Below are 24,674 nucleotides of genomic sequence, written 5' to 3'. Positions count from 1 at the left end.
TAGTGCTATTTTGTGGCTAATTTTGTATATTATTCATTTATTTATGAAAAGAAGAAGGAGATTAGTTTGCATGGAAAAAAATCTTTAGTAAGCAGTTCATACTATAACGGGAAGAGGGAGAATCTGTGCAAATTGTAAAAAAGGAGAAGTTTGTTTTAAAAGGGTTTACGTTTGAAAATGGCAGGGAAATTCCTGTTCAAATGGGATACGAGACATATGGTACGGTAAATAGAGAAAGGTCAAATGTGATTTTGGTTTGTCATTATTTTAGTGCAACAAGTCATGCGGCAGGAAAATATACAGTGCATGATGAGGAGTCTGGTTGGTGGGATGGGCTCATTGGACCTGGAAAAGCAATTGATACAAATAAGTATTTTGTTATATGTACAGATAATCTTTGTAATGTGCAGGTGAGAAATCCATATGTGATTACAACAGGACCGAAATCGATTAATCCAGAAACTGGAGAAGAATATGCTATGGATTTTCCGGTTTTTACATTTCTTGATGTAGCTCGTATGCAATATGAGTTAATAAAAGGTATGGGAATTTCAAGGTTACACGCTGTAATTGGACCGTCGGCAGGGGGAATGATTGCACAACAATGGGCGGTTCACTATCCACATATGGTAGAGCGGATGATTGGCGTTATTACGAACCCACAAAATCCAATTATTACGTCAGTAAACGTAGCGCAAAATGCGATTGAAGCAATTCAACTGGATCCAAGTTGGAAAGGTGGAAAATATGGAGAAGAGCAGCCGATAAAGGGGCTTCATTTAGCAAATAGAATGATGTTTATGAACGCGTTTGATGAGCATTTTTATGAAATGGCATTTCCTCGTAATAGTATAGAGATAGAACCTTATGAAAAGTTTTCTACACTAACATCATTTGAAAAAGAGATAAATAAAGCGACATATAGAAGTATAGAGTTAGTAGATGCAAATTCATGGATGTATACTGCAAAGGCAGTTTTATTGCATGATATTGCACATGGTTTTTCTTCATTAGAAGAATCTCTTTCTAACATAGAAGCGAATGTACTTATGATTCCATGTAAACAAGATTTGCTTCAGCCGTCTCGTTACAACTATAAAATGGTAGATATTTTGCAAAAACAAGGGAAGTATGCGGAAGTGTATGAGATAGAAAGTATAAATGGGCATATGGCGGGAGCATTTGATATTCATTTATTTGAAAAGAAAGTTTATGAATTTTTAAATCGGAAAGTATCTAGTTTTGTTTAGAAGACAAATGATGGGGAAAAGGTGCAATGTTTGTAGTAGGCACCTTTTTTTACATGATTTGTAGACGGAAAATATATGTGGCAATTGCTATACCGAAGAATGCGATACTAAGCAATAGAAATAAGAATGACATTTCTTGGGGTGATTTTATTTTTTTAGTATTTTTCATACTAAGAGTAATAATTGCAGCGATTAAGAAAATGATGCCCATTATGAAAAGGGAAAGTGTCATTTTCATTGGCTCCTTTCATAAGACAAGTATATTGAGGATACAATGCAAGAGTTATGTTTGTAAAGAATAAGTTTTGCGAGAAAATTGAGAAATAGTTTTTCGATTCTTTGCGTTCTTTCTTTTGCGTGCTAAAATTGGTAGAGAATGTTTGTGAAAAAGAAACTAAAGGTTTTATTGTATATAAGGAGGAACTACATATGACAGAAGTTAAAACAATTACTACAGAAGAGGTACAAGAGCGTTTAGAAAATGGAGAAACGTTATTTTTAGTAGACGTAAGAGAAGATGAAGAAGTAGCGGCAGGAAAGATTCCAGAAGCTGTACATATTAAAATGGGCGATATCCCACATAAAGTAGATTTCTTTAATAAAGAGAATGAATATATCTTTATTTGTCGTTCAGGAATGCGCAGTGAAAATGTATGTCATTATTTAAATGAGCAAGGATTTAAAACAGTGAATATGGTTGGCGGTATGCTTCAATATGAAGGTGAAACGAAATAGTTAATAGTTAAAAACTTGAAACGAGTCTGTTTCAAGTTTTTTTCTTTTGCATACAGTATAAAAAGGAGGAGGGGTAAATGGGGATTAATTTGCGTAAAGTAAAAATTATGAATAATACAGGAGCTGTTAATGTCGGCGACTGTTATGATATCTCGCCTTTAGCTGTAGCAAAAGTATATGCAGGTGCTGGAGGGTCGAGTGCGGCTATTTTTTTAAATGGGAAAAGACAGCCAGAAGCAGTCATTAGAACATCAGTGTTTCTTCCGCCGTTAGCAACAAGTACACGTACATTAGGTTCATAGAGGAAAGGTAGAGTGTAATTATGCCTGCTCATATAAAAGAATTTGTTATTGTGAATAACACTGGGAATATATTTACCGGTGATAATTTGAGTGATACTTCATTTACTGCTTCGAAATCATATAGTGGTTCAATGGGGTGCACTTGGATTGATGTTGTTACAGTAATAGGGACGGAGACGAAGCTTTGTTTACAGCCAGGTGATTCGGTGACGACAACATATACAAGAGGTACTCCTGCTGGTACTGTAACAGGAACAAATATGGGGCAAAGTGTAAATACATCGGGTATAGCACAAGCTGTCCCTAATACAGATAATATGGATTCAATTGCAGGACTCCCTTAAGGAATTAAGGGAGTTTTTATTATTTAAAATAAAAATAGTCTTGGAAATTATTTTTGTAAATAGATTAAGAAGAGGCTTATTTATTATGAAAAAGACGGTTTGTAGGTGGTGAAAGTGTGAAGAATCGTGATAATAATCGGAAGCAAAATTCGTTAAGCTCTAATTTTAGAATTCCACCAGAACTTATTGGGCCTACTTTCCCCCCTGTTCCAACTGGATTTACAGGTATAGGGATTACTGGTCCAACCGGTCCACAAGGCCCAACAGGACCTCAAGGACCAAGAGGATTACAAGGTCCGATGGGGGAGATGGGCCCGACAGGACCTCAAGGTGTGCAAGGGATACAAGGATCAGTTGGTCCAATAGGTGCAACTGGACCAGAAGGACAGCAGGGGCCACAAGGATTGAGAGGACCACAAGGAGAAACTGGAGCGACAGGACCGGGGGGTGTGCAAGGGCTACAAGGTCCGATTGGTCCAACGGGAGCGACTGGGGCACAAGGTATACAAGGGATACAGGGATTACAGGGGCCAATTGGAGCGACGGGACCTGAGGGATCTCAAGGAATTCAAGGCGTCCAAGGGTTACCGGGTGCGACTGGTCCACAAGGAATACAAGGAGCACAAGGGATACAAGGAACACCAGGACCGAGTGGAAATACAGGTGCAACCGGAGCGACTGGAGCAACTGGTCAGGGGATAACAGGCCCGACTGGAATAACAGGTCCAACTGGAATAACTGGACCATCTGGAGGACCTCCTGGTCCGACGGGGCCGACTGGTGCGACAGGTCCAGGTGGTGGACCGAGTGGAAGTACAGGTGCGACTGGAGCAACGGGGAATACTGGGGCTACAGGAAGTACAGGGGTAACAGGAGCAACGGGAAGTACAGGTCCGACTGGAAGTACGGGAGCACAGGGCTTGCAAGGAATCCAAGGGATTCAAGGACCAATTGGGCCAACAGGTCCAGAAGGTTCGCAGGGTATTCAAGGTATTCCTGGTCCGACGGGAGTAACTGGTGAACAAGGAATACAAGGAGTTCAAGGTATTCAAGGGGCAACGGGAGCAACAGGAGATCAAGGTCCACAAGGTATACAGGGGGTTATAGGGCCACAAGGGGTAACAGGGGCCACAGGAGATCAAGGTCCACAAGGTATACAAGGAGTACCAGGGCCATCAGGAGAAACAGGGCCACAGGGAGTTCAAGGGATACAAGGTCCGATGGGTGATATAGGACCAACAGGTCCAGAAGGACCAGAGGGACTGCAGGGCCCGCAAGGAATACAAGGTGTGCCAGGGCCAGTTGGAGCGACGGGTCCAGAGGGTCCACAGGGGATACAAGGCATTCAAGGACAGGTAGGAGCAACAGGCCCACAAGGCCCACAAGGAATTCAGGGAATACAAGGTGTGCAAGGGATAACGGGAGCAACAGGAGTACAAGGAGCAACTGGAATTCAAGGGATACAAGGGGAAATAGGAGCAACGGGTCCAGAGGGGCCACAAGGAGTGCAAGGTGCTCAAGGGGCGATTGGTCCAACCGGTCCGATGGGGCCACAAGGAGTGCAAGGAGTACAAGGAATTCAAGGAGCGACGGGTGCACAAGGAGTGCAAGGTCCACAAGGAATTCAAGGAATCCAAGGTCCGACGGGGGCAACAGGAGATATGGGAGCAACTGGGGCGACAGGGGAAGGCACTACAGGCCCAACAGGAGTAACTGGTCCAACAGGGGTAACAGGCCCGTCTGGAGGACCAGCAGGACCGACCGGCCCAACGGGGCCATCAGGTCCGGCGGGAGTAACTGGTCCATCTGGTGGACCACCTGGCCCGACAGGAGCAACCGGGGCGACAGGAGTAACAGGAGATACTGGGGCGACAGGCTCAACTGGAGTGACAGGAGCGACAGGAGAAACGGGAGCAACCGGAGTGACGGGTTTACAGGGTCCGCAAGGAATCCAAGGTGTGCAGGGAGAGATAGGTCCAACAGGGCCACAAGGTGTTCAAGGTCCCCAAGGAATTCAAGGAGTAACGGGGGCCACAGGAGATCAAGGTCCGCAAGGGATTCAAGGCCCACAAGGCGACATAGGTCCAACTGGCCCACAAGGAATTCAAGGCCCACAAGGTTCTCAAGGAATCCAAGGAGCGACAGGGGGAACAGGAGCACAAGGCCCACAGGGAATCCAAGGTCCGCAAGGTGACATAGGTCCGACTGGGTCACAAGGTCCAACTGGAATCCAAGGGATACAAGGAGAGATAGGTCCAACCGGCCCAGAAGGCCCAGAGGGACTGCAGGGCCCGCAAGGAATACAAGGTGTTCAAGGGCCAGTTGGAGCAACGGGGCCAGAGGGTCCTCAGGGAATACAAGGCATTCAAGGAGTGCAAGGAGCAACCGGCCCACAAGGTCCACAAGGAATACAGGGAATACAAGGTGTGCAAGGGATAACGGGAGCAACTGGAGCACAAGGAGCAACTGGAATTCAAGGGATACAAGGGGAAATAGGAGCAACCGGTCCAGAGGGGCCCCAAGGAGTGCAAGGAATACAAGGGGCGATTGGTCCAACAGGTCCGATGGGCGCACAAGGAGTGCAGGGAATACAAGGGATTCAAGGAGCAACAGGTGCACAAGGAGTGCAAGGACCACAAGGAATTCAAGGAGTGCAAGGTCCGACGGGAGCAACAGGAGATACGGGGGCAACCGGAGCGACGGGAGAAGGAACTACCGGTCCAACAGGAGTAACCGGTCCAACAGGGGTGACTGGCCCGTCAGGAGGACCAGCAGGACCGACCGGCCCAACGGGGCCATCAGGTCCGGCAGGAGTGACAGGTCCATCAGGTGGACCACCTGGCCCGACAGGAGCAACAGGTGCGACAGGAGTAACAGGAGATACCGGGGCGACAGGCTCAACTGGAGTGACAGGAGCAACAGGAGCAACGGGAGCAACCGGAGTGACGGGTTTACAGGGCCCGCAAGGAATCCAAGGTGTTCAAGGAGAGATAGGTCCAACTGGTCCACAGGGTATTCAAGGTCCCCAAGGAATCCAAGGAGTAACGGGGGCAACTGGAGCACAAGGTCCCCAAGGAATTCAAGGCCCACAAGGCGACATAGGTCCAACCGGCTCCCAAGGAATTCAAGGTCCACAAGGTCCTCAAGGAATCCAAGGAGCGACAGGGGCAACCGGGGCACAAGGCCCACAGGGAATCCAAGGTCCGCAAGGAGAGATAGGTCCGACCGGCCCACAAGGCCCACAAGGAATTCAAGGCCCGCAAGGAATTCAAGGTCCAACGGGAGCTACAGGAGCAACTGGAGCGACAGGTCCACAAGGTCCCCAAGGAATTCAAGGCCCGCAAGGAATTCAAGGTCCAACGGGAGTTACAGGAGCAACCGGAGCGACAGGTCCCCAAGGAATTCAAGGCCCACAAGGAATTCAAGGCCCGCAAGGAATTCAAGGTCCAACGGGAGCTACAGGAGCAACCGGAGCTACAGGTCCACAAGGGATTCAAGGTCCCCAAGGAATTCAAGGTCCCCAAGGAATTCAAGGCCCGCAAGGAATCCAAGGTCCAACGGGGGCTACAGGAGCAACCGGTTCACAAGGTCCAACTGGTGATACAGGTCCAACCGGAGCTGGAGCCACTGGAGCGACCGGGGCGACTGGAGTTAGTACAACTGCAACGTATGCGTTTGCGAATAATACATCAGGAACCGCTATTTCCGTTTTATTAGGGGGTACGAACGTACCGTTACCGAACAATCAAAATATTGGCCCAGGAATAACCGTTAGTGGTGGAAATACTGTATTTACAGTTGCGAATGCAGGAAACTATTATATAGCCTATACAATTAATTTAACGGCAGGTTTACTTGTAAGTTCTCGTATAACTGTAAATGGCAGTCCGCTTGCGGGAACGATAAATGCCCCGACAGTGGCTACTGGTTCATTTAGTGCAACAATAATCGCTAACTTGCCTGCTGGAGCCGCTGTTAGCTTACAGTTATTTGGAGTAGTTGCAGTAGCTACATTATCTACAGCAACGCCAGGGGCTACCCTAACTATTATTAGATTAAGTTAATAAGCAGAAAACCTTGAAACTTTTATGTTTCAAGGTTTTTTTATCTTTGTATTTGTAAGTAAACCTCGTTAACCAGGGGAGTGGATCCCCTCTAATTATTTAAAGTTTCACATTATTCTCTTGAGCAAAAACATCGCAGTTCGAAAATATATTATAATAGAATGAAAAGAAAGAAATTTGGCAGAAAGGGAGGGTGGCGATGCAGGAGATGGTTAAAGATTTTTTTGGACGCCCACTTCAAGATTTACGTATATCTGTCATTGATCGTTGCAATTTTAGATGTACATATTGTATGCCAGCGGAAATATTTGGGTCAGATTATGCTTTTTTGAAAGATGAGTTTTTACTAACTTTTGATGAAATTGAGCGTTTGGCAAAATTATTTGTTAACATTGGTGTACGAAAAATTAGAATTACTGGCGGTGAGCCACTACTTCGTAAAGATTTAACAAAACTTATTGCACGTCTTGTGAAAATTGATGGGCTAATAGATATAGGGTTAACGACAAATGCTGTACATTTAACGAAACAAGCGAAGGCATTAAAAGAAGCTGGATTACATAGAGTGAACGTTAGTTTAGATGCAATAGATGACGACATATTTAAGAATATTAATGGTCGAAATATTAATACGAAACCGGTAATTAAGGGAATTATAGCAGCTAAAGAGGCGGGGCTGGAAGTAAAGGTAAATATGGTTGTGAAAAAAGGGATGAACGATCATCAAGTACTTCCGATGGCTGCGTATTTTAAAGAGCAAGGAATCACGCTTCGGTTTATTGAGTTTATGGATGTTGGTAGTACAAATGGGTGGAATTTTGATCAAGTCGTTACAAAACGAGAATTGATTGAGATGATTCATAAGATGGACCCACTTGAGCCAGCTGAAGCGCATTACTTTGGTGAAGTTGCGAAGCGATATCGGTACGTTGGAACAAATGTTGAAGTTGGTTTTATTACATCTGTTTCTGAGTCATTTTGTGTCTCTTGTACGAGGGCGAGAATTTCGGCAGATGGAAAGTTTTATACGTGCTTATTTGCGACAGAGGGTTTGGATGTAAGAGAACTTCTTAGAGGAAATCTTTCGGATGAGGAGTTATTAAGTGTTATACAAGATGTATGGATGAATAGAAAAGATAGGTATTCGGATGAACGAACAGAAGAAAGTGCAAAAAATCGTCCGAAAATCGAAATGTCTTATATAGGAGGATAAGAAAGGGGGCTATCGCATGCAGGAGCGATATTCAAGACAAATATTATTTTCTGGTGTTGGAGAAGAAGGACAGAGAAAAATAAGAGAGAAGCATGTGCTTATTATTGGTGCTGGTGCTCTCGGTGCGGCAAATGCAGAAGCGATTGTTAGAGCAGGTGTTGGAAAAGTAACGATTGCTGACCGTGATTATGTAGAATGGAGTAATTTACAAAGACAACAACTATATACAGAAGAAGATGCAAAGCAGTATAAACCGAAGGCGATAGCGGCTGCAGAACATTTAAAAGCGATTAATTCTGAGGTGGAAATAAATCCGGTTGTGACGGATGTAACGGTGCAAGAAATGGAAGAATTAGTGAATGATGTAGATTTAATATTAGATGCGACAGATAATTTTGAAACGCGTCTTCTTATTAATGATATTTCACAAAAGTATAATATTCCGTGGATATATGGTGGGTGTGTCGGAAGCTACGGAGTAACGTATACAATTTTACCAGGGAAAACACCGTGTTTTCGCTGTTTAATGGAGCATCCAGCGAGCGGTGCAACATGTGACACAGCTGGTATTATACAACCGGCAGTACAATTAGTAGTTGCGCATCAAATTACGGAAGCGCTGAAAATATTAGTAGAAGACTTTGGTGCGCTTCGTGAAACGATGTTATCGTTTGATCTTTGGAATAATCAACAGATGGCATTTAAAGTGAATAGGCAGAAAAAAGATACTTGTTTATCTTGCGGAAGGTTACGTACATATCCGAGTTTAACATTTGAAGGACAAACGAAAACAGAAGTGTTATGTGGGCGGAATACAGTACAAATTCGCCCGGGTGTGCGGAAGAGTTTTAATTTAGAAGAAATTAAAAAACGCTTACAAAGAAGCGTAGAGATAAAGGCGACACCTTATTTATTATCATTTCCGGTAGAAGAATATCGTTTTGTTTTATTTACAGATGGCAGGGCGTTCATTCATGGGACGAATGATATGAATGTAGCGAAAAGTTTATATGCAAGATATATAGGTTGAACCTAAAGGAAACCCTTTAGGCTCAACGGAGAGAGGATTATGAATTTCTCGTATAATCTCCACTTTTTCCACCTGTTTTTTCAAGTAAGTACGTTTCACCGATAATCATACCTTTATCGACAGCTTTACACATATCATACACAGTAAGAGCGGTAGCGGAAGCAGCTGTTAAAGCTTCCATTTCAACACCGGTGCTACCTTCTGTTTTAACTTTTACTTCAATGAGTAAACGATATTGTTCTTCTGATTGTTTCCAATCGAAAGAAACGTCAACACCTTTTAATAATAAAGGGTGGCACATTGGGATAATATCAGAAGTACGTTTCGCAGCCATAATGCCTGCGATTTGCGCAACTGCTAATACGTCACCTTTCCCAATTTCATTGTGAGAGATTTTATCGTAAATTTCTTTCGTAACGACAATGCTAGAGCACGCAATTGCTGTTCGAACGGTTGCTTTTTTGTCGCTTATATCAACCATTTTTGCGCGTCCTTGGTCATTGAAATGTGTAAATGAAGACATGGAATTCCTCCTTGAAGTAATTTCTATTGAATATATAAAGTTTAATCGAGATAAAAAAAATTGCAAATATGAGGTGAGAAACGATGGTAGAAAAACGAATTCCAATTCAAGTTGCTGAGGCAGTAGAACGGGTAATGAAATATGCGAAGCATGGTGAAGTAGAAGAAATTTCTATTACGGAAAGTTACGGGAGAATTCTCGGGGAAGATGTTGTCTCAGATCATGACGTTCCTCATTTTGATCGTTCCCCTTACGATGGTTTCGCCATTCGAGCAGAAGATACGAAAGAAGCAACTCAAGAGAATCCAGTTGAATTTGAAGTAATAGGAGAAATCGGGGCGGGTTCCGTTTTTTTAGAGGAAGTAGGAGCTTTTGAAGCAATTCGCATTATGACAGGAGCAGCTATTCCAGAAGATTGCAATGCAGTCGTAATGCTAGAGCTGACAGAAGGGTTTGAGAAGAACGGGAAAACATATGTGAAGTTAAAACGCCCTTTTAATAACGGTGACAATGTGTCGTTTAAAGGAGAAGATATAAAACAAAATCAAGTTCTCGTTAAGAAAGGTGTTGCAATTAATCCAGGTGTTGCGGCCTTACTAGCAACGTTTGGATATAGCACGGTGAAAGTTGTAAAACAGCCTGTTGTCGGTATTGTAACGACAGGAAGTGAATTATTAGAAGTACATGAGCCGTTAGAACCGGGGAAAATTAGAAATAGTAACTCGTATATGATCGCAGCTCAAATTATGAAAGCTGGCGGGAAAGTTCGTTATTATGGTCAACTCGCGGATGAGTTAGATGCATGTTTTACAGCTGTTCAATCAGCGATGGATGAGGTCGACATTTTAATTACAACAGGCGGTGTATCAGTAGGAGATTATGACTACTTACCAGCTATTTATGAAAGATTACAGGCAAATGTACTCTTTAATAAGATAGCCATGAGGCCCGGAAGTGTAACGACAGTAGCTGAAGTTGATGGAAAGTTACTCTTTGGTTTATCAGGAAATCCGTCTGCTTGTTATGTAGGCTTTGAATTATTTGTGCATCCAATTATAAAAACGTATTTGTATGCGAAGGAACCTCACGTATATAGAGCGGATGCTATTTTACAAAAAGATTTTCCGAAGCCAAATCCATTTACTCGTTTCGTAAGAGCGAACGTAACAATTGTGGATGGGGCGTTACAAGCGATGCCGGTTGGTTTAGATAAATCGAGTGCGGTATCTTCACTTGCAGATGCGAATGCTTTTATCGTGTTACCCGGAGGAACGAGAGGATTTGAGACCGGAATGAAAGTATCCGTATTATTGTTAGAGCACTCTGAGGGATGTGAGTGGCCATGGGCGAAGCCCCTTCAATCTTACAAATAGTAGGGTATCAAAATAGCGGAAAAACGACACTTGTAGAGAAAATTGTGCATGCATTAGCCGAAAGCGAAATGAAAGTTGCTACAATTAAACATCACGGGCACGGAGGTTTTCCAGAAGTAGCGCAAAAAGATAGCGAAAGACACCGTAAAGCTGGTGCTGTCGTAAGTAGTGTAGAAGGTGCTGGATTACTTTCACTTTCTTCACTAAGAAAGAAATGGTCCTTGCAAGAAATTATTCGCTTATATGAGTTTTTTAAAGTGGATACAATTTTAATAGAGGGCTATAAAAAAGAGAACTACCCGAAAGTAGTGTTACTTCGTTCTGCGGAAGATGCTGAGCTTTTACATAAAGTAGAAAATATAGTGGCGGTTATTACGTGGTATGATGTCCCAGTAAATATACGAGAAGAATATAAAGTATTTCATATAACAGAAGAAGAGTTGTACATAGACTGGTTTTTACAAACGGTTAGGAGTGCGAAATGACAAATACATATTATGAAGTAATTGATACAGAAATCTCGATTGAAGAGGTAACGAAGAAAGTAATTCGACGTGAATGCGGTGCTGTTACAACATTTATTGGAACGGTTAGAGAGTTTACGAAAGGGCGTCGTACATTATACTTAGAATATGTCGCTTATAAAACGATGGCAGAAAAGATGCTAGAGAAAATCGGATTAGAAGTGAAAGAGAAATGGCCAGGTACACACGTTGCGATTACACATCGCATCGGTACGTTGCAAATTTCTGATATAGCGGTTGTTGTTGCTGTTTCAACACCACACCGTAAAGCGGCTTATGAAGCGAACGAATATATTATGGAACGCATAAAACAAATTGTTCCGATTTGGAAAAAGGAGTTTTGGGAAGATGGTGACTCATGGATTGGTGATCAATTAGAAAAAACACCATATCCGGCGGGAGAGCCTGGGAAGGAGCTATAAGTATGATTCGAGTATTGTTATTTGCGCACTTGCAAGAAGAAGCAGGGACAAGTGAATTACAAATAGAGAAAGAAAATATTACGGTTGCACAGTTAAAAGATGTTGTTGCGAACGAATATAATGTACCAGTTTCAGAGCCAATTATGGTTGCGATTAATGAAGAATATGCAAATGAAGATGACAGGGTCCAATCTGGTGATGTTGTTGCACTAATCCCACCAGTGAGCGGTGGTTAATATTGGATTCATTAAAACGACTTTCCTATATAGGGAAAGTCGTTTTTTTTATGGCAGTTTTGAGAACACTAATCTATAGAACAAGGAGGGAATTATGAAAAAAATATGTGTAGTTATGACAATGCTATGTGCGTCTTTTTTCTCTTCTCCAAGTGATTCTTTCGCGAAAGAATCAAGAGAACAGCTTTTAGAGAGTGCATTATCAAATAGGTACTATTCAGTTATTAGACAAGTGACAGAAGATCAATATGAATGTGCTTCAGTCATAAATATAAAGCGTCTCGGCAAGAAAGATGAATTTGTTCCTAGGTATGAAGTGAAGCTACAATTTCTTACATTTCAAGGAGCGCATAATCCCCCGAACGATAAAGTTACGCTTACTTTGGAAGACCATTTAGATCACGTAAAGATAAATAAAGTGGAGCGAGAAAAGAATGTTTCTGACGCTATTGCAGAAAAAGTTTGTGAACGGGAAAAAGAAAAAATAAAAGCTCACTCTAATGACTTAGAGTGATAACCTATGCATTTAGTAAAGAAAGGTAATGAGTGATGGATATATTTTTAGCGATTTTACCAGCTATATTTTGGGGAAGTATTGTGCTATTTAACGTAAAACTGGGCGGGGGACCGTATAGTCAAACGCTCGGAACAACGTTTGGAGCACTTATTTTCTCAATTGTTGTTTATATTTTTATGAAGCCAGTATTAACACCTACCGTTATCGGAGTTGGAGTTGTGTCAGGTTTATTTTGGGCGCTTGGTCAGGCAAATCAATTGAAAAGTATTGATTTAATGGGTGTTTCGAGGACGATGCCAATTTCAACAGGACTTCAATTAGTCGCGACGACTTTATTTGGCGTTATCGTATTTCATGAATGGTCCACGACAATATCGGTCGTCCTTGGGATTTTAGCGCTCGTTTGTATTATTATCGGTGTTATTTTAACATCGCTTCAAAGTGAAGAAGAAAAGAATGCAGAGCAAGCAGCAAACTTTAAAAGAGGTATCGTAATTTTATTAATTTCAACAGTCGGCTATTTAGTTTACGTAGTAGTGATTAGACTATTTAACGTAGATGGTTGGTCAGCTTTGTTGCCACAAGCAGTTGGTATGGTGTTAGGTGGGATTTTGCTTACCTTTAAACATCATCCATTTAATAAATATGCAATCCGAAATATTATTCCAGGATTAATTTGGGCAGCTGGAAATATGTTTTTATTCATTTCGCAGCCGCGTGTTGGAGTCGCAACAAGTTTCTCGCTATCGCAAATGGGAATTATTATTTCCACGCTTGGTGGGATCCTTATATTAGGGGAAAAGAAAACGAAACGTCAATTAACGGGTATCGTTGTCGGTATCGTTTTTATTATCGCAGCCGGAATTATGTTAGGTATAGCCAAAAGTTAAAGGAGGTATGGAAATGTATAGTGATTTAGCAGGGAAAGTTGTCGTTATTACAGGATCAGCAACTGGTCTTGGAAGAGCGATGGGAGTGAGGTTTGCTAAGGAAAAAGCGAAAGTGGTTATTAATTATCGCTCACGAGAATCAGAAGCGAATGATGTGTTAGAAGAAATTAAAAAGGTAGGCGGCGAAGCGATTGCTGTAAAAGGTGATGTAACCGTCGAATCAGATGTTGTGAATCTCATTCAATCTGCTGTGAAAGAGTTTGGTACGCTTGACGTTATGATTAATAATGCAGGGATAGAAAACGCGGTACCGTCGCATGAAATGCCGCTTGAAGATTGGAATAGGGTAATTAATACAAATTTAACAGGTGCTTTTTTAGGAAGTCGTGAAGCGATTAAATATTTTGTAGAACATGATATTAAAGGTTCTGTCATTAATATGTCTAGTGTTCATGAGAAAATTCCGTGGCCACTATTTGTGCACTATGCAGCGAGTAAGGGTGGTATTAAACTGATGACAGAAACGTTAGCGCTAGAATATGCGCCAAAAGGTATTCGAGTAAATAATATTGGACCAGGTGCAATTAATACGCCGATTAATGCAGAAAAGTTTGCTGATCCTAAAAAACGTGCTGACGTAGAAAGTATGATACCGATGGGCTATATTGGAAACCCTGAAGAAATTGCAGCAGTAGCAACTTGGCTCGTTTCTTCAGAGGCGAGTTATGTAACGGGCATTACGCTATTTGCAGATGGTGGAATGACGTTATATCCATCGTTTCAAGCTGGGCGTGGGTAATAAAAAAGGACGAAGAGATAAAACTCTTCGTCCTTTTTTTACAAAAAAAAATAGCGGCCAGCTATTTTAAATTTAGTGATTAATTGTATCTTGAAGAAATTCTGTTGCTTGATGTTCAGTAACATTTTGTACGAGCGCGACTTCGCTAATCATCATTTTTCGTGCATTATCTAGCATTTGTTTTTCACTCGCATTTAAAGTTCTCTCTTTATTGCGGCGAAGTAAATCCCGAACAACTTCTGCGCTATCTTGTAAATTGCCATTTTTCATTTTTTCCATATTCATTGTATATCTTTGTTTCCATGAGAGTGATGGGTCTGACTCCCCGTTTTGAAATTCAAGAAGTATATCATCTAACGTACCTCGATCAACGATATAACGAATACCCGATTTTTTTAATTGATCCATCGGAAGCATTACTTGCATATCTTTACTAATGATGCGTATCACACAATATTGACGTGAAGTACCTAATATTTCTTTCTCTTCAATTGCTTCAATGATTCCTGCACCGTGCATTGGATAAACGATTTTATCACCAATTTGAAACAAATCATCCACCTCCATATGTGGTAACCACTTTTAATGATAGCATACGTATGTAAAAATGTCAAATTTTATATAATAACATAATATTTATATTCGAGTCAATAAGATAAAGTGCTTTTTTATGTTTTTTTTGGGGACCTTATTTATCGTGATTTTTTTAGAAAAATAGTACAGGTGAAGAAAGAAGGCATATCCACTTATTTTTAAGCATAAAATGTAAAAGCGCTAATACAATATACCTAAATCCGTTCTTTGCAAAGGAGGGAGAGAAGGTGGGGCGCACAATAAAAATTGATATTACAAATAAAGTTGTAGCTAAATTTAGACAAAATTATTTGGAATTATATACGAGTAAATTTATGATAGGTAAGTTTTATGTCTATACTGAAGATAAAGAATATGTGTTAGAAGACGGATATATATATGAGAATGGAAAGTTTTATCGCATCATAGATACGCACCGTGGCAATAATCAAGCGGCCGAGGGCTGCGATCTAGGACGGTGTTAACATGATTCGTGTGAAAGTATTTGATGAAAGTCACGAAAAAGACTTAGAAGACGCTGTGAATGTGTTTTTGAAAAAGATTGATGATAGCAACTTTGTAGATATTAAGTATCAAGTTGGTGTTTCTATTAACGACGATGAAAACCAAATTTATTGTTTTTCAGCAATGATCGTTTATAAAGCATAAAAAAGAGCTGGCTCACCCAGCTCTTTTTTATGTTTTATGTTGGGACAACATGTGTCGGTAATACGTTCATAATAGATTGGGTTGTGCCTAATTTCTTTGTCGTTAAAAGAGGCTCCCCTGTTTCATGGTTTTGGGCATCTTTACACATACCAAGGTGATAACGATCACCTAAAAATGGATCAATATAAAAACCGTTTTTGAATACTTTATCATTTGGATGTTTTTCATGGTGAATATCAGAGCAGTTAATGCAATAGAACATAGCGTTCAACCCCTTTTTATTTTGTTTGAAAAAAGTGAGTCGGTAGTCATTTCGCTCCTAAGGAAATGTTGAGGAGAAGAGAAATAACTACCTACTCAAATGGTGGGCATATTCCTTCTGATTTGTCATATCTCGCGTATTGTCCCTGAGGGAAGGAGGAGAGACGAAGTACGCATGATATAAGTAAGGCGCTTCTTTCAATATGAATGATGGAGTTTCATGTTGAGAGAAGTTTTTATTTTGTATTGCCTTTGTGAGTATATTATGAGGAAATGCTAAGAGGGTGTTTGTCCTGTTGAAAAAATGTTGAGAATTTCTCAACAGTAAAAGAATTAGCGTTGACATGAAACTAAAAGGTGTTATATTATTAAAGTATAACCAAAAGGTGTTATGTTGTAACGCCGAGTAAAGGAGAATGAAAATGGAACAACAAAATACATTAAATGATATTAAACAAACAATCGTTTTTAACGCGTCTATTCAAAAGGTATGGAGTGTAGTATCAACTGCAGAAGGGATTGCGTCATGGTTTATGCCAAATGATTTTGTATTAGAGGTAGGACATGAATTTCATGTGCAATCACCATTTGGGCCATCACCATGTAAAGTATTAGAAATTGATGAACCAAACCATTTATCTTTCTCATGGGATACAGATGGCTGGGTTGTTTCATTTGATTTGAAAGACTTAGGAGATAACAAAACAGAATTTACGTTAATTCACGGCGGCTGGAAACATCCTGATGAAATTCTTCCGAAAGCAAATGCGAAGAGCTCTATTATTCGCGATAGAATGAGCGGTGGTTGGGTAGCGATTGTAAATGAAAAACTGAAAAAGGTTGTCGAAGGCTAAGTGTCCTCGTCAGCAGCGAAATATGATGTATTTCAAGCAATTGCTGATCCAACCCGCCGAGAAGTAATACGGTTATTAAGTGACAAAGAGTTACCGATTTCCAAAATAACGGATCATTTTCCGATGAGTCGTACTGCGGTTGTAAAGCACCTTCATATTCTTTCAGAAGCGAATTTAGTAAGTGGAAGAAAAAGCGGAAGAGAGAAGATATATCGTTTGCATCCAGAACCATTAGAAGAATTACAACAATGGCTCTCGTATTATGAACGTTTTTGGGATAATAAATTATCCATGCTGAAACATATTGTGGAGAATGAAGAATAAAAAGGATGACCAAAATGGTCATCCTTTTATTGTTGCTCACTTGTTTGTGTAGCTGGCTTTAATAAGAGCCAAGCGATAATTAATGTAAATACTGCTAATACGAAAGTGCTCATATAAATGACGTGTACGCTTGATGCTAATGCAGATTGCGATTCGGTTACTACGTTTGCTGTAGTACCGCCATGTCCACCAGATACAAGATCAAGATTTTTAATACCACGTGCGTGAATCATCGTATTGAAGATTGTACCGAATATTGCAGCACCTAACGTTTGACTAAATGTATTAATAAATGTGTTTAAACCAACAGCTGTTCCGCGTGTATGAGCTGGTACGGCTGCTTGAATTGTTACCATGTAAATCGGTGTCACAAGCCCCATTCCTAAGCCGAATAATCCGACTGCTACATAAATAAGGAACGATGGTGAATTTGTTGATAGTGTAAATAATAAGAACGTAGCGACTGATAAAATGCTAGCTCCAAGTAAAATGATTTGTTTCGTTTTTAATTTGCCTACTAAGTTACCAGAGAAAATAGCGCCAAATGTCCACATAACAGGAATTGGCATTAAAATAAGTCCAGCTTCTGTAGCGTTTTTCCCTAATACACCTTGGCTCCAAATTGGAAGGTACATTGTAATACTAATAATCATTGCGCCAGCAATAAGAGTTAATATATTTATCGTAGATAATGTACGGTTAGAGAAAAGTGCTAGCGGAATTAATGGTTCCGGAGATTTCTTCTCGATGAATAAGAAAATAATAAATGAAATAGCGGCAAAGATTAATAGGCCGATAATCGTCATGTCTCCCCAGTTTTGCTTACTGCTACCTGTTAATAATGCATATAGTAGAGCGATTGTACTTAATGAGAAGACTGTTGCACCAAGATAATCGATATGATGCTTAGCAGGTTTAATAGATTCTTTGTAGTAAATTGCAATCATTAAGCAAGCGATAATTCCGAATGGAACGTTTAGGAAGAAAATATAACGCCAAGAAAGGGAATCAACTAAAAATCCACCTACTAACGGTCCGATAACACCGGATACACCCCAAACGGCACTCATCCAACCTTGTGCTTTCGCGCGGTCTTTCGCTTCGCTATATAAGTCTCCAATAATCGTCATTGTGATTGGCATAACAGCACCAGCACCGATACCTTGAAGCGCGCGGAAGAAGATTAATTGTTCCATCGATGTAACGACTCCGCAAAGTGCAGAACCGACTAAAAAGATTGTAGCTCCGATCAGTAAAACTTTTTTACGGCCAAATAAATCAGCGAGCTTTCCGTATATTGGAGTCGAAACAGCTGTTGCAAGCATATAAATTGCATATACCCAACTAACAAGTTCGACGCCTGACAAATCACTCGTTATACGAGGGATTGCTGTACTAACAATCGTTCCTTCTACCGCAGAAAGAAACGTCATTAACATTAAAGACATCATGACTTTTTTTCTCATTTGTTTTCCCCTTACCCTTTTTAAATATTCAACAATATAAAATATAAAGGTACTAAGGTATATAAAGCAACAAAAAAGCAATGGAAAGTTACATGGAGCAGATGTTTGTCGCTTCTTGTCGGTAAGTCGATATATTTGAGAAATCGCCGATATAATTACAGAATCGCTGATATATTTGAGAAATCGCCGATAATGATTTCATGGCAATATAAAAAAAGAAACAGGAATCCCTGTTTCTTTTTTTAATATTGCATTTTCGCGTTTTCTCCAGCAGTCGTTCCAGCAATTCTACCAGTAACAAGGGCTGATGTAATATTATAGCCACCAGTATAACCGTGGATATCAAGAACTTCTCCGCAGAAATATAAGCCGTTCGTAAATTTAGAAGACATTTCTTTCGGATTAATTTCTTTCACGGATACACCTCCGCCAGTAACGAATGCTTTTTCAATTGACTGCGTACCATTTACATTCACAGTAAACTCTTTAAAGTCTTTCACAAGTGCACGAATCTTTTCGTGAGAAACTTGTCCAGCTTGTTCACTACCGTCAATTTCATTTTTTTCTAATAAGAATAGGAAGTAACGTTCAGGGACATAACCTTTTAAAACGTTTTTAATTCCTTTTTTCGGATCTTCTTTCATTTGTTTCAGCATGCGCTGAAATAGTTGCTCACTATTTTCCTCTGGCAATGCATCAATACTCATTTGTATTGTATTCGTTTTAAACTTTTTCAGTGCTTTCACGACGAATTGGCTACAGCGAAGAGCAGCAGGTCCAGATAGGCCGAAATGAGTGAAGAGCATGTCCATTTTGTGAGAAATGATAGCTTTTCCTTTCGGGTTTAATACACTTAAGTTTATATCACGTAAAGCAAGACCTTGTAATGAGCGGTCACGTATAAACGGCTCGTTTGAAAGGATAGGTACTTCTGTTGGGAATAATTCTGTGATTGTATGACCCGCTTTTTCAGCCCAAGCATATCCGTCTCCAGTAGATCCAGTTTGAGGAACTGATTTTCCGCCAACAGCGATAACGACGTGATTTGTTTCTAACACTTCGCCTGTTTGCAGTATAACTGCTTTTGTTTGACCATTTTCATATTCAATCGTTTCAACAGGCGTATTTGTACGAATTTTTACACCTAAGTCTTTTAATCGTGTTAAAAGTGCGTCTACAACAGATTGTGCTTTGTTTGACACAGGGAACATGCGACCGTGGTCTTCTTCTTTCAATTTAACACCGAGATTTTCGAAGAATGTAATAATATCTTCATTATTAAAAATAGAAAAAGCGCTGTATAAGAAGCGACCGTTTCCTGGTATATGTTTAACAATTTCATCAAGTGGTAGACGGTTCGTTACGTTACAGCGTCCGCCACCAGAAATTGCAAGTTTACGCCCAAGTTTATTTCCTTTATCAAGAAGTAAGACATTTGCGCCTTCTTCTGCAGCACCAATTGCAGCCATTAGCCCAGAAGGACCGCCGCCGATGACAATAACATCATAATGCATAATATATCGACCTCATTTTCTACATTTCCTGCCTAAAAGAATAGCATGTTTTCCCTTAAAAGAAAAATAGAGTGAAGTACTGCTTAATGAGAGAATTGTGGTACAATACAAAAGTTAGAGTTCAGCACTATCCTGCCATTTGTAGGCGATAAGACTAAAACCTCAAGATTTAGGAGAAGTAAATAGGGAGTCTGTTAGCCTGTAAATGCTCGAATGGTTCAACTAATAAGGAGTAGGAGAGAAGTCTCCAACTAATTATAGTTTCACTTTATGTAGATGTAGGAGGATTTTTGTATGTCCGATTCGAAATTTCTGCGCGGAACGCTTATTGTTACGCTAGGGACATTTTTAGTAAAGTTCTTAGGCATGATTTACGTCTTTCCGTTTCATGCATTAGTAGGAACAGAAGGCGGAACGCTCTATACATATGGATACATTCCATATACGATCTTTTTAAGTATCGCAACGGCAGGTGTGCCACTTGCTGTTTCAAAATTTGTTTCCAAATATAATGCGCTTGGCGATTATAAAACGAGCCGGAGAATGTTCCGCTCGGGAATGGTTATGATGATAGTAACAGGAGTTCTTTCGTTCCTAGTACTGTACATGACGGCGCCATTGTTTGCAGAAGCGATGCTTGGTAAACAAAGTATACACAATAATGTAGGAGAAGTTACGACGATCATTCGTCTTGTAAGCTTCGCGCTTATTGTTGTACCAGCAGCGAGTTTAATTCGTGGTTATTTCCAAGGTCACCAGTCTATGGGACCAACTACCGTTTCACAAATTATTGAACAAATTATTCGTATCGTCTTTTTATTAGCAGGTAGTTTTATCGTTATTAAAGTACTTGGCGGTACAGTTGCAACAGCAGTTGGAGTAGCGACATTTGCTGCGTTCGTTTCAGCGGTTGGAGCACTCGGTGTGTTAATTTGGTACTGGCTAAAACGTAAAAAATATTTGGATCAATATTTAATTGAACAAACTGTACCAGAATCAACAGTAAGCACCGTTCAATTGTTTAAAGAGTTATTTGCATATGCGATTCCTTACGTTGTAATTGGGTTAACAATTCCTTTATATCAACAAATTGATACATTGACATTTAACTCAATTATGCAGGCGATTGGTCAAGGTGATATCGCAGAGCGAGCTCTCGGTATTTTCACAATGTGGACGCATAAGTTAATTATGATTCCTGTATCACTTGCAACAGCGTTTAGTTTAACGCTTGTACCAGCAATCACAAAATCATTTACTGAAAAACAATACCGCTATTTGAAATTACAAATTACACAAACATTCCAGGCAAATATGTTTTTAACATTGCCAGCAGTTGTCGGTATTTCTTCACTTGCATATCCAATTTATACTGCGTTTTACGATTCAGATCCACTAGGTGGACAAGTATTAATGTGGTATGCACCAGTTGCGTTGTTATTCGCTTTATTTACAGTAACAGCAGCAATCCTGCAAGGTATTAACCAGCAGAAGCATGCGATTATTGCGCTTATAATGGGCGTTATTTTGAAATTTGTATGTAACGTAATCTTTATTCGTTATTTCGGTACAGTAGGAGCAATTCTAGCGACAGCAGTTGGTTTCTTAGCTTCTGTTTGGTACACAAATCAACAAATTAAAAAATACGCACACTATTCATTCGGTGTTGTATATAAAAGAACATTCCAAATTGCAGTACTGACACTTATAATGGTCGTTGCTGTAAAACTATCACAATGGATTCTATCCTTCATGATTTCGCCTGATGGCCGTATTGGTGCTCTTATAACAGTTGCGATTTGTGCAGGTATTGGCGGTCTTGTTTACGGATTGTTAGCAATTCGCACAGGAGTACTTGAAAGAGTATTTGGTGGAGAAGCATTAGATAAAATTCAACGTAAACTTGGTAGTAGATTTAAAATAAAGTTGAAATCAAGAGGGGCGTAATTACGTCCCCTTTTCTATGATAAATAAAGAAGGTGAAAAACGTGAGATTAGATAAATTATTAGCAAATATGGGATATGGAAGTAGAAAAGAAGTAAAGAAATTATTGAAAGATGGCGTTGTGAAAATTGATGGAACGCCAGTAAAAGATGCGAAAGTTCATGTAAATGTAGAAGAGCAAGAAGTTATGATTCACGGTGAAGTTGTGGAATACAAAGAATTTGTTTACTTAATGATGCATAAACCACAAGGTGTTATTTCAGCGACGGAAGATGATAATCATGAAACAGTAATAGATTTATTAGAATTAGAAGATGCAATCTTTGATCCGTTCCCAGTTGGACGACTTGATATCGATACGGAAGGCTTCTTATTGATAACAAATGATGGGAAGTTATCACATCAATTATTATCTCCGAAAAAGCATGTGCCGAAAAAATATTATGCACACGTTGCAGGAGTAGTAACAGAAGAGGATGTAAAAGAATTTGCTAAAGGTGTTATTTTAGACGATGGCTATGAAACAAAGCCAGGTGCACTTACAATATTGAAAAGCGATGATATTTCTGAAATTGAGCTTGTGATTACGGAAGGGAAATTCCATCAAGTGAAGCGTATGTTTGAAGCGGTAGGAAAAAAAGTAGTCTACCTAAAGAGAACAGAGATGGGTCCGTTAGTATTAGATGAAGAACTAGAACTTGGACAATACCGAGAGCTAACAGATGAAGAAGTAGAAATGTTAAAAACATATCAAGTAGATACTGAAAAGTAGTACCTTTATAGGCGCAGAAAAGACCCCTTTCTAATTATTAGAAAGGGGTATGTATTTATTTACCATACAATTATTTTTCGTTATGAGGTCATTCTCACTTTCTTTCCTGTTGTTGTCCACTTACCGCGGCAAGGGCTATACACGAGTTCATTAAACTGCAACACATTTAGATCACGTTGTATCGTTCGCGGTGTGATCCCGAACTCATCTACAAGGTCTTTCGTCGTTACCGTTCCGTTTTCATTGATGTACATATAAATTGATTTAATGCGTGTTAGCATACGAGTAGTTGTAGGTTTCAAGAGAAAACCACTCCTCTACTAGTTTTTTTGACCCCATTCAGGAAAGAAGGTCGTTACTACCATTGTACTCTACATGATAAAATTCATGCTTTAATCTACTTAAATTTTACAGAAATTTAACAAATATTCATATAGAAAAATATTGGTAGTTGACATTGTATATATGGTCAGTCAACTAACACATAAAATTCTACGTAAAACGCCAAATTCCTGCAAATTTTTTTTGAAAAACAAAAGAAAAACTAATAAGAAATATCTGAAATATTGCAATTGTTCGGTATTTAATTTTCGTGTATGGCATAAGAGATTTCTGTTTGTTATGATGAAAGAAACAATATAGTGAAGGATGGATGCGTGATGTCAGCGATTAATTGGACAGAAGAAGTTGCAAAACGAAAAGATGATTTAATTCGTGATACACAACAATTTTTACAAATTAAAAGTGTATGGGAAGAAGAATCTGCGAAAGAGGGCGCACCATTCGGTGAAGGTGTAGAAAAAGCTCTATCTTTCATGTTACATAAAGGAGAAGCTGAAGGTTTTGCTTCTAAAAATTTAGAAGGATATGCAGGTCATCTTGAAATGGGACAAGGAGAAGAATTAGTAGGTATTCTTTGTCACGTTGACGTTGTACCAGAAGGAGATGGCTGGACGACTCCCGCATATAGTGCGAATATTCGCGATGGAAAGATTTTTGCACGTGGTGCAATTGACGATAAAGGCCCAACGATGGCAGCATATTATGCAATGAAAATTGTGAAAGAATTAGGCTTACCTCTTTCAAAACGTGTTCGTATGATTATAGGAACAGATGAGGAAAGCAATTGGAAATGTGTAGATCACTACTTTAAAAATGAAGAAATGCCAACAATTGGTTTTGCACCGGATGCAGACTTTCCAATTATTAATGCAGAAAAAGGAATTTCTGATATACAAGTTGTGCAAAATGGTAGTGAAGAGAAAAAAGGTACATATGAACTTGTTTCATTTGATTCAGGGCGCCGTTTAAATATGGTTCCTGATTTTGCAGAAGCAGTTATCACAGGAGAAGATGTAAATGCACTTACAGTAGCATATGAAGAGTATTTACAAACTGCTAAAAAAATAGGGAAATCGACTATAGAAGGAAATACAGTGACGTTGCAAATAGAAGGAATTTCAGCGCACGGATCTACTCCTGAAAAAGGAGAAAATGCAGGTTTATTATTAGCAAACTTCTTAACTATAGTTTCACTTGATGGAAAAGCAACTGCATTTGCGACATTTGCAACAGAAACATTTACTGGTGATATTTTTGGTGAAAAAGCTACTATTGCTTACAAAGATGAAATTAGCGGTCCGTTAACAGTGAATGTCGGTCGCATTTCTTATACGAAAGAAAACGGTGGTAACTTAGGGCTAAACGTACGTTACCCAGTTACAACTAACTTTGAAGAAACAATTGTGAAGTTGAAAGAATATGTTGGTACGCATGGTTTTGAAGTGGCTGACTATTCTAATTCTCGCCCACATCACGTCGATAAAGATCACGTATTAATCCGTACGTTACAACGTGTGTATGAAGAACAAACAGGTGAAAAAGCAGAACTATTAGCAATCGGCGGCGGTACTTATGCTCGTTCATTAAAAGCTGGTGTGGCATTTGGCCCGCTATTCCCTGGAAAAGAAGAACTTGCGCATCAAAAAGATGAGTATATCGAAATTGAAGACTTATTGAAAGCAACAGCAATTTACGCGCAAGCAATTCATGAATTAGCGAAGTAATGGATATA

General features: G+C 39.9%; 28 protein-coding genes. 21 read left to right on the top strand and 7 right to left on the bottom strand.

All coding sequences use genetic code 11. The features are described 5' to 3' along the window. Positions 1-125: 125 nt before the first annotated feature. Positions 126-1,250 carry a homoserine O-acetyltransferase family protein gene (locus BLT20_RS15540; protein WP_001167645.1) on the top strand — a complete coding sequence of 375 codons (1,125 nt, stop codon included), beginning with the start codon at positions 126-128 and terminating at the stop codon, positions 1,248-1,250. A gap of 49 nt (positions 1,251-1,299) precedes the next feature. Here BLT20_RS15540 and BLT20_RS15535 read toward each other — a convergent pair whose 3' ends face one another. Next, on the bottom strand, positions 1,300-1,482 hold the full coding sequence (locus BLT20_RS15535) for a hypothetical protein (protein ID WP_000175905.1): 183 nt from the start codon (positions 1,480-1,482) through the stop codon (positions 1,300-1,302). Between the two features lie 197 nt (positions 1,483-1,679). On the opposite strand from BLT20_RS15535, the gene BLT20_RS15530 reads away from it, so the two are divergent. The 6 genes from BLT20_RS15530 (at position 1,680) to BLT20_RS15500 (ending at position 8,938) form a co-directional block, all read left to right on the top strand. Next, positions 1,680-1,985, top strand: a complete 306-nt coding sequence (locus BLT20_RS15530) for a rhodanese-like domain-containing protein (protein WP_000141207.1) — start codon at positions 1,680-1,682, stop codon at positions 1,983-1,985. Between the two features lie 77 nt (positions 1,986-2,062). Continuing rightward, on the top strand, positions 2,063-2,287 hold the full coding sequence (locus BLT20_RS15525; RefSeq protein WP_000512468.1) for a spore germination protein: 225 nt from the start codon (positions 2,063-2,065) through the stop codon (positions 2,285-2,287). Positions 2,288-2,307: 20 nt separating this feature from the next. After that, positions 2,308-2,631: a hypothetical protein gene (locus tag BLT20_RS15520; RefSeq protein WP_001110855.1), complete on the top strand. Its 324-nt coding sequence runs from the start codon at positions 2,308-2,310 to the stop codon at positions 2,629-2,631. 116 nt (positions 2,632-2,747) lie between these two features. After that, entirely contained in the window at positions 2,748-6,695 is a 3,948-nt protein-coding gene (locus BLT20_RS15515) for a BclA-related collagen-like exosporium protein (RefSeq protein ID WP_089030279.1), read from the top strand. A 199-nt stretch (positions 6,696-6,894) separates the two neighbouring features. Continuing rightward, positions 6,895-7,908, top strand: a complete 1,014-nt coding sequence (gene moaA / locus BLT20_RS15505) for a GTP 3',8-cyclase MoaA (protein ID WP_001157119.1) — start codon at positions 6,895-6,897, stop codon at positions 7,906-7,908. Positions 7,909-7,924: 16 nt separating this feature from the next. Then, positions 7,925-8,938, top strand: a complete 1,014-nt coding sequence (locus BLT20_RS15500; protein ID WP_001158099.1) for a molybdopterin-synthase adenylyltransferase MoeB — start codon at positions 7,925-7,927, stop codon at positions 8,936-8,938. Between the two features lie 37 nt (positions 8,939-8,975). Here the strand turns inward: BLT20_RS15500 and moaC are convergent, their stop codons facing one another. Then, the gene (moaC, locus tag BLT20_RS15495; RefSeq protein WP_000094146.1) at positions 8,976-9,461 is read right to left on the bottom strand and encodes a cyclic pyranopterin monophosphate synthase MoaC; all 486 of its coding nucleotides are present in this window, start codon (positions 9,459-9,461) and stop codon (positions 8,976-8,978) included. Between the two features lie 83 nt (positions 9,462-9,544). On the opposite strand from moaC, the gene glp reads away from it, so the two are divergent. The 7 genes from glp to BLT20_RS15460 all read left to right on the top strand — a co-directional run bounded on the left by glp (position 9,545) and on the right by BLT20_RS15460 (position 14,222). Continuing rightward, positions 9,545-10,834 (top strand): molybdopterin molybdotransferase MoeA, encoded by a 1,290-nt coding sequence (glp, locus tag BLT20_RS15490; protein WP_000229692.1) that lies wholly within the window; start codon positions 9,545-9,547, stop codon positions 10,832-10,834. Continuing rightward, entirely contained in the window at positions 10,804-11,319 is a 516-nt protein-coding gene (mobB, locus tag BLT20_RS15485) for a molybdopterin-guanine dinucleotide biosynthesis protein B (RefSeq protein ID WP_000503325.1), read from the top strand. Before glp ends, mobB begins: the two co-directional genes overlap by 31 nt. Further along, the gene (moaE, locus tag BLT20_RS15480; protein WP_000185942.1) at positions 11,316-11,780 is read left to right on the top strand and encodes a molybdopterin synthase catalytic subunit MoaE; all 465 of its coding nucleotides are present in this window, start codon (positions 11,316-11,318) and stop codon (positions 11,778-11,780) included. The genes mobB and moaE overlap by 4 nt, the downstream gene beginning before the upstream one ends. A 2-nt stretch (positions 11,781-11,782) precedes the next feature. Beyond that, a complete protein-coding gene (moaD, locus tag BLT20_RS15475) occupies positions 11,783-12,016 on the top strand; it encodes a molybdopterin converting factor subunit 1 (protein WP_000621778.1) in 234 nt (77 codons plus the stop codon). A 94-nt stretch (positions 12,017-12,110) separates the two neighbouring features. Beyond that, on the top strand, positions 12,111-12,530 hold the full coding sequence (locus BLT20_RS15470) for a DUF3888 domain-containing protein (RefSeq protein WP_000717686.1): 420 nt from the start codon (positions 12,111-12,113) through the stop codon (positions 12,528-12,530). 35 nt (positions 12,531-12,565) lie between these two features. After that, positions 12,566-13,423, top strand: a complete 858-nt coding sequence (gene glcU, locus BLT20_RS15465) for a glucose uptake protein GlcU (protein ID WP_000350861.1) — start codon at positions 12,566-12,568, stop codon at positions 13,421-13,423. Between the two features lie 13 nt (positions 13,424-13,436). Next, complete coding sequence (locus BLT20_RS15460) at positions 13,437-14,222, top strand: glucose 1-dehydrogenase (RefSeq protein ID WP_000286675.1); 786 nt, start codon at positions 13,437-13,439, stop codon at positions 14,220-14,222. 72 nt (positions 14,223-14,294) lie between these two features. Here BLT20_RS15460 and BLT20_RS15455 read toward each other — a convergent pair whose 3' ends face one another. Then, positions 14,295-14,789: a CarD family transcriptional regulator gene (locus BLT20_RS15455; RefSeq protein ID WP_000451444.1), complete on the bottom strand. Its 495-nt coding sequence runs from the start codon at positions 14,787-14,789 to the stop codon at positions 14,295-14,297. Between the two features lie 254 nt (positions 14,790-15,043). Between BLT20_RS15455 and BLT20_RS15450 the strand changes: the two genes are divergently transcribed. Together BLT20_RS15450 and BLT20_RS15445 are read left to right on the top strand one after the other, a co-directional pair. Continuing rightward, positions 15,044-15,280: a DUF2553 family protein gene (locus BLT20_RS15450; RefSeq protein WP_000533806.1), complete on the top strand. Its 237-nt coding sequence runs from the start codon at positions 15,044-15,046 to the stop codon at positions 15,278-15,280. Position 15,281: 1 nt separating this feature from the next. After that, positions 15,282-15,464 carry a sporulation protein Cse60 gene (locus BLT20_RS15445; RefSeq protein ID WP_000621751.1) on the top strand — a complete coding sequence of 61 codons (183 nt, stop codon included), beginning with the start codon at positions 15,282-15,284 and terminating at the stop codon, positions 15,462-15,464. Positions 15,465-15,498: 34 nt separating this feature from the next. On the opposite strand, the gene BLT20_RS15440 is transcribed toward BLT20_RS15445, so the two are convergent. After that, a complete protein-coding gene (locus BLT20_RS15440; RefSeq protein WP_000498989.1) occupies positions 15,499-15,726 on the bottom strand; it encodes a DUF3973 domain-containing protein in 228 nt (75 codons plus the stop codon). 421 nt (positions 15,727-16,147) lie between these two features. On the opposite strand from BLT20_RS15440, the gene BLT20_RS15430 reads away from it, so the two are divergent. Together BLT20_RS15430 and BLT20_RS15425 are read left to right on the top strand one after the other, a co-directional pair. Further along, the gene (locus BLT20_RS15430; protein ID WP_000437765.1) at positions 16,148-16,579 is read left to right on the top strand and encodes an SRPBCC family protein; all 432 of its coding nucleotides are present in this window, start codon (positions 16,148-16,150) and stop codon (positions 16,577-16,579) included. Beyond that, positions 16,580-16,903, top strand: a complete 324-nt coding sequence (locus tag BLT20_RS15425) for an ArsR/SmtB family transcription factor (RefSeq protein WP_000098837.1) — start codon at positions 16,580-16,582, stop codon at positions 16,901-16,903. A gap of 26 nt (positions 16,904-16,929) precedes the next feature. On the opposite strand, the gene BLT20_RS15420 is transcribed toward BLT20_RS15425, so the two are convergent. Both BLT20_RS15420 and BLT20_RS15410 read right to left on the bottom strand, forming a co-directional pair. Next, complete coding sequence (locus tag BLT20_RS15420) at positions 16,930-18,369, bottom strand: MDR family MFS transporter (RefSeq protein WP_001228021.1); 1,440 nt, start codon at positions 18,367-18,369, stop codon at positions 16,930-16,932. A gap of 242 nt (positions 18,370-18,611) precedes the next feature. Further along, on the bottom strand, positions 18,612-19,883 hold the full coding sequence (locus BLT20_RS15410) for a BaiN/RdsA family NAD(P)/FAD-dependent oxidoreductase (RefSeq protein ID WP_000558859.1): 1,272 nt from the start codon (positions 19,881-19,883) through the stop codon (positions 18,612-18,614). Positions 19,884-20,177: 294 nt separating this feature from the next. Here BLT20_RS15410 and BLT20_RS15405 point away from each other — a divergent pair, with 294 nt between their 5' ends. Both BLT20_RS15405 and BLT20_RS15400 read left to right on the top strand, forming a co-directional pair. Next, positions 20,178-21,830 (top strand): putative polysaccharide biosynthesis protein, encoded by a 1,653-nt coding sequence (locus BLT20_RS15405; protein ID WP_001284028.1) that lies wholly within the window; start codon positions 20,178-20,180, stop codon positions 21,828-21,830. 41 nt (positions 21,831-21,871) lie between these two features. Then, positions 21,872-22,600, top strand: a complete 729-nt coding sequence (locus BLT20_RS15400; protein WP_001234947.1) for a pseudouridine synthase — start codon at positions 21,872-21,874, stop codon at positions 22,598-22,600. Between the two features lie 80 nt (positions 22,601-22,680). On the opposite strand, the gene BLT20_RS15395 is transcribed toward BLT20_RS15400, so the two are convergent. Next, positions 22,681-22,902 (bottom strand): DeoR family transcriptional regulator, encoded by a 222-nt coding sequence (locus BLT20_RS15395; protein WP_000805512.1) that lies wholly within the window; start codon positions 22,900-22,902, stop codon positions 22,681-22,683. 357 nt (positions 22,903-23,259) lie between these two features. Here BLT20_RS15395 and pepV point away from each other — a divergent pair, with 357 nt between their 5' ends. Continuing rightward, on the top strand, positions 23,260-24,666 hold the full coding sequence (gene pepV, locus BLT20_RS15390) for a dipeptidase PepV (RefSeq protein ID WP_001274240.1): 1,407 nt from the start codon (positions 23,260-23,262) through the stop codon (positions 24,664-24,666). The last annotated feature ends 8 nt before the right edge of the window (positions 24,667-24,674 follow it).

Origin of the sequence: Bacillus sp. cl96 (genome assembly GCF_900100505.1) — a bacterium.
GTDB classification, from domain to species: domain Bacteria; phylum Bacillota; class Bacilli; order Bacillales; family Bacillaceae_G; genus Bacillus_A; species Bacillus_A cereus.
Note: the sequence above shows the minus strand (reverse complement) of the source record. Positions and strands in the feature narration are given on the sequence as shown.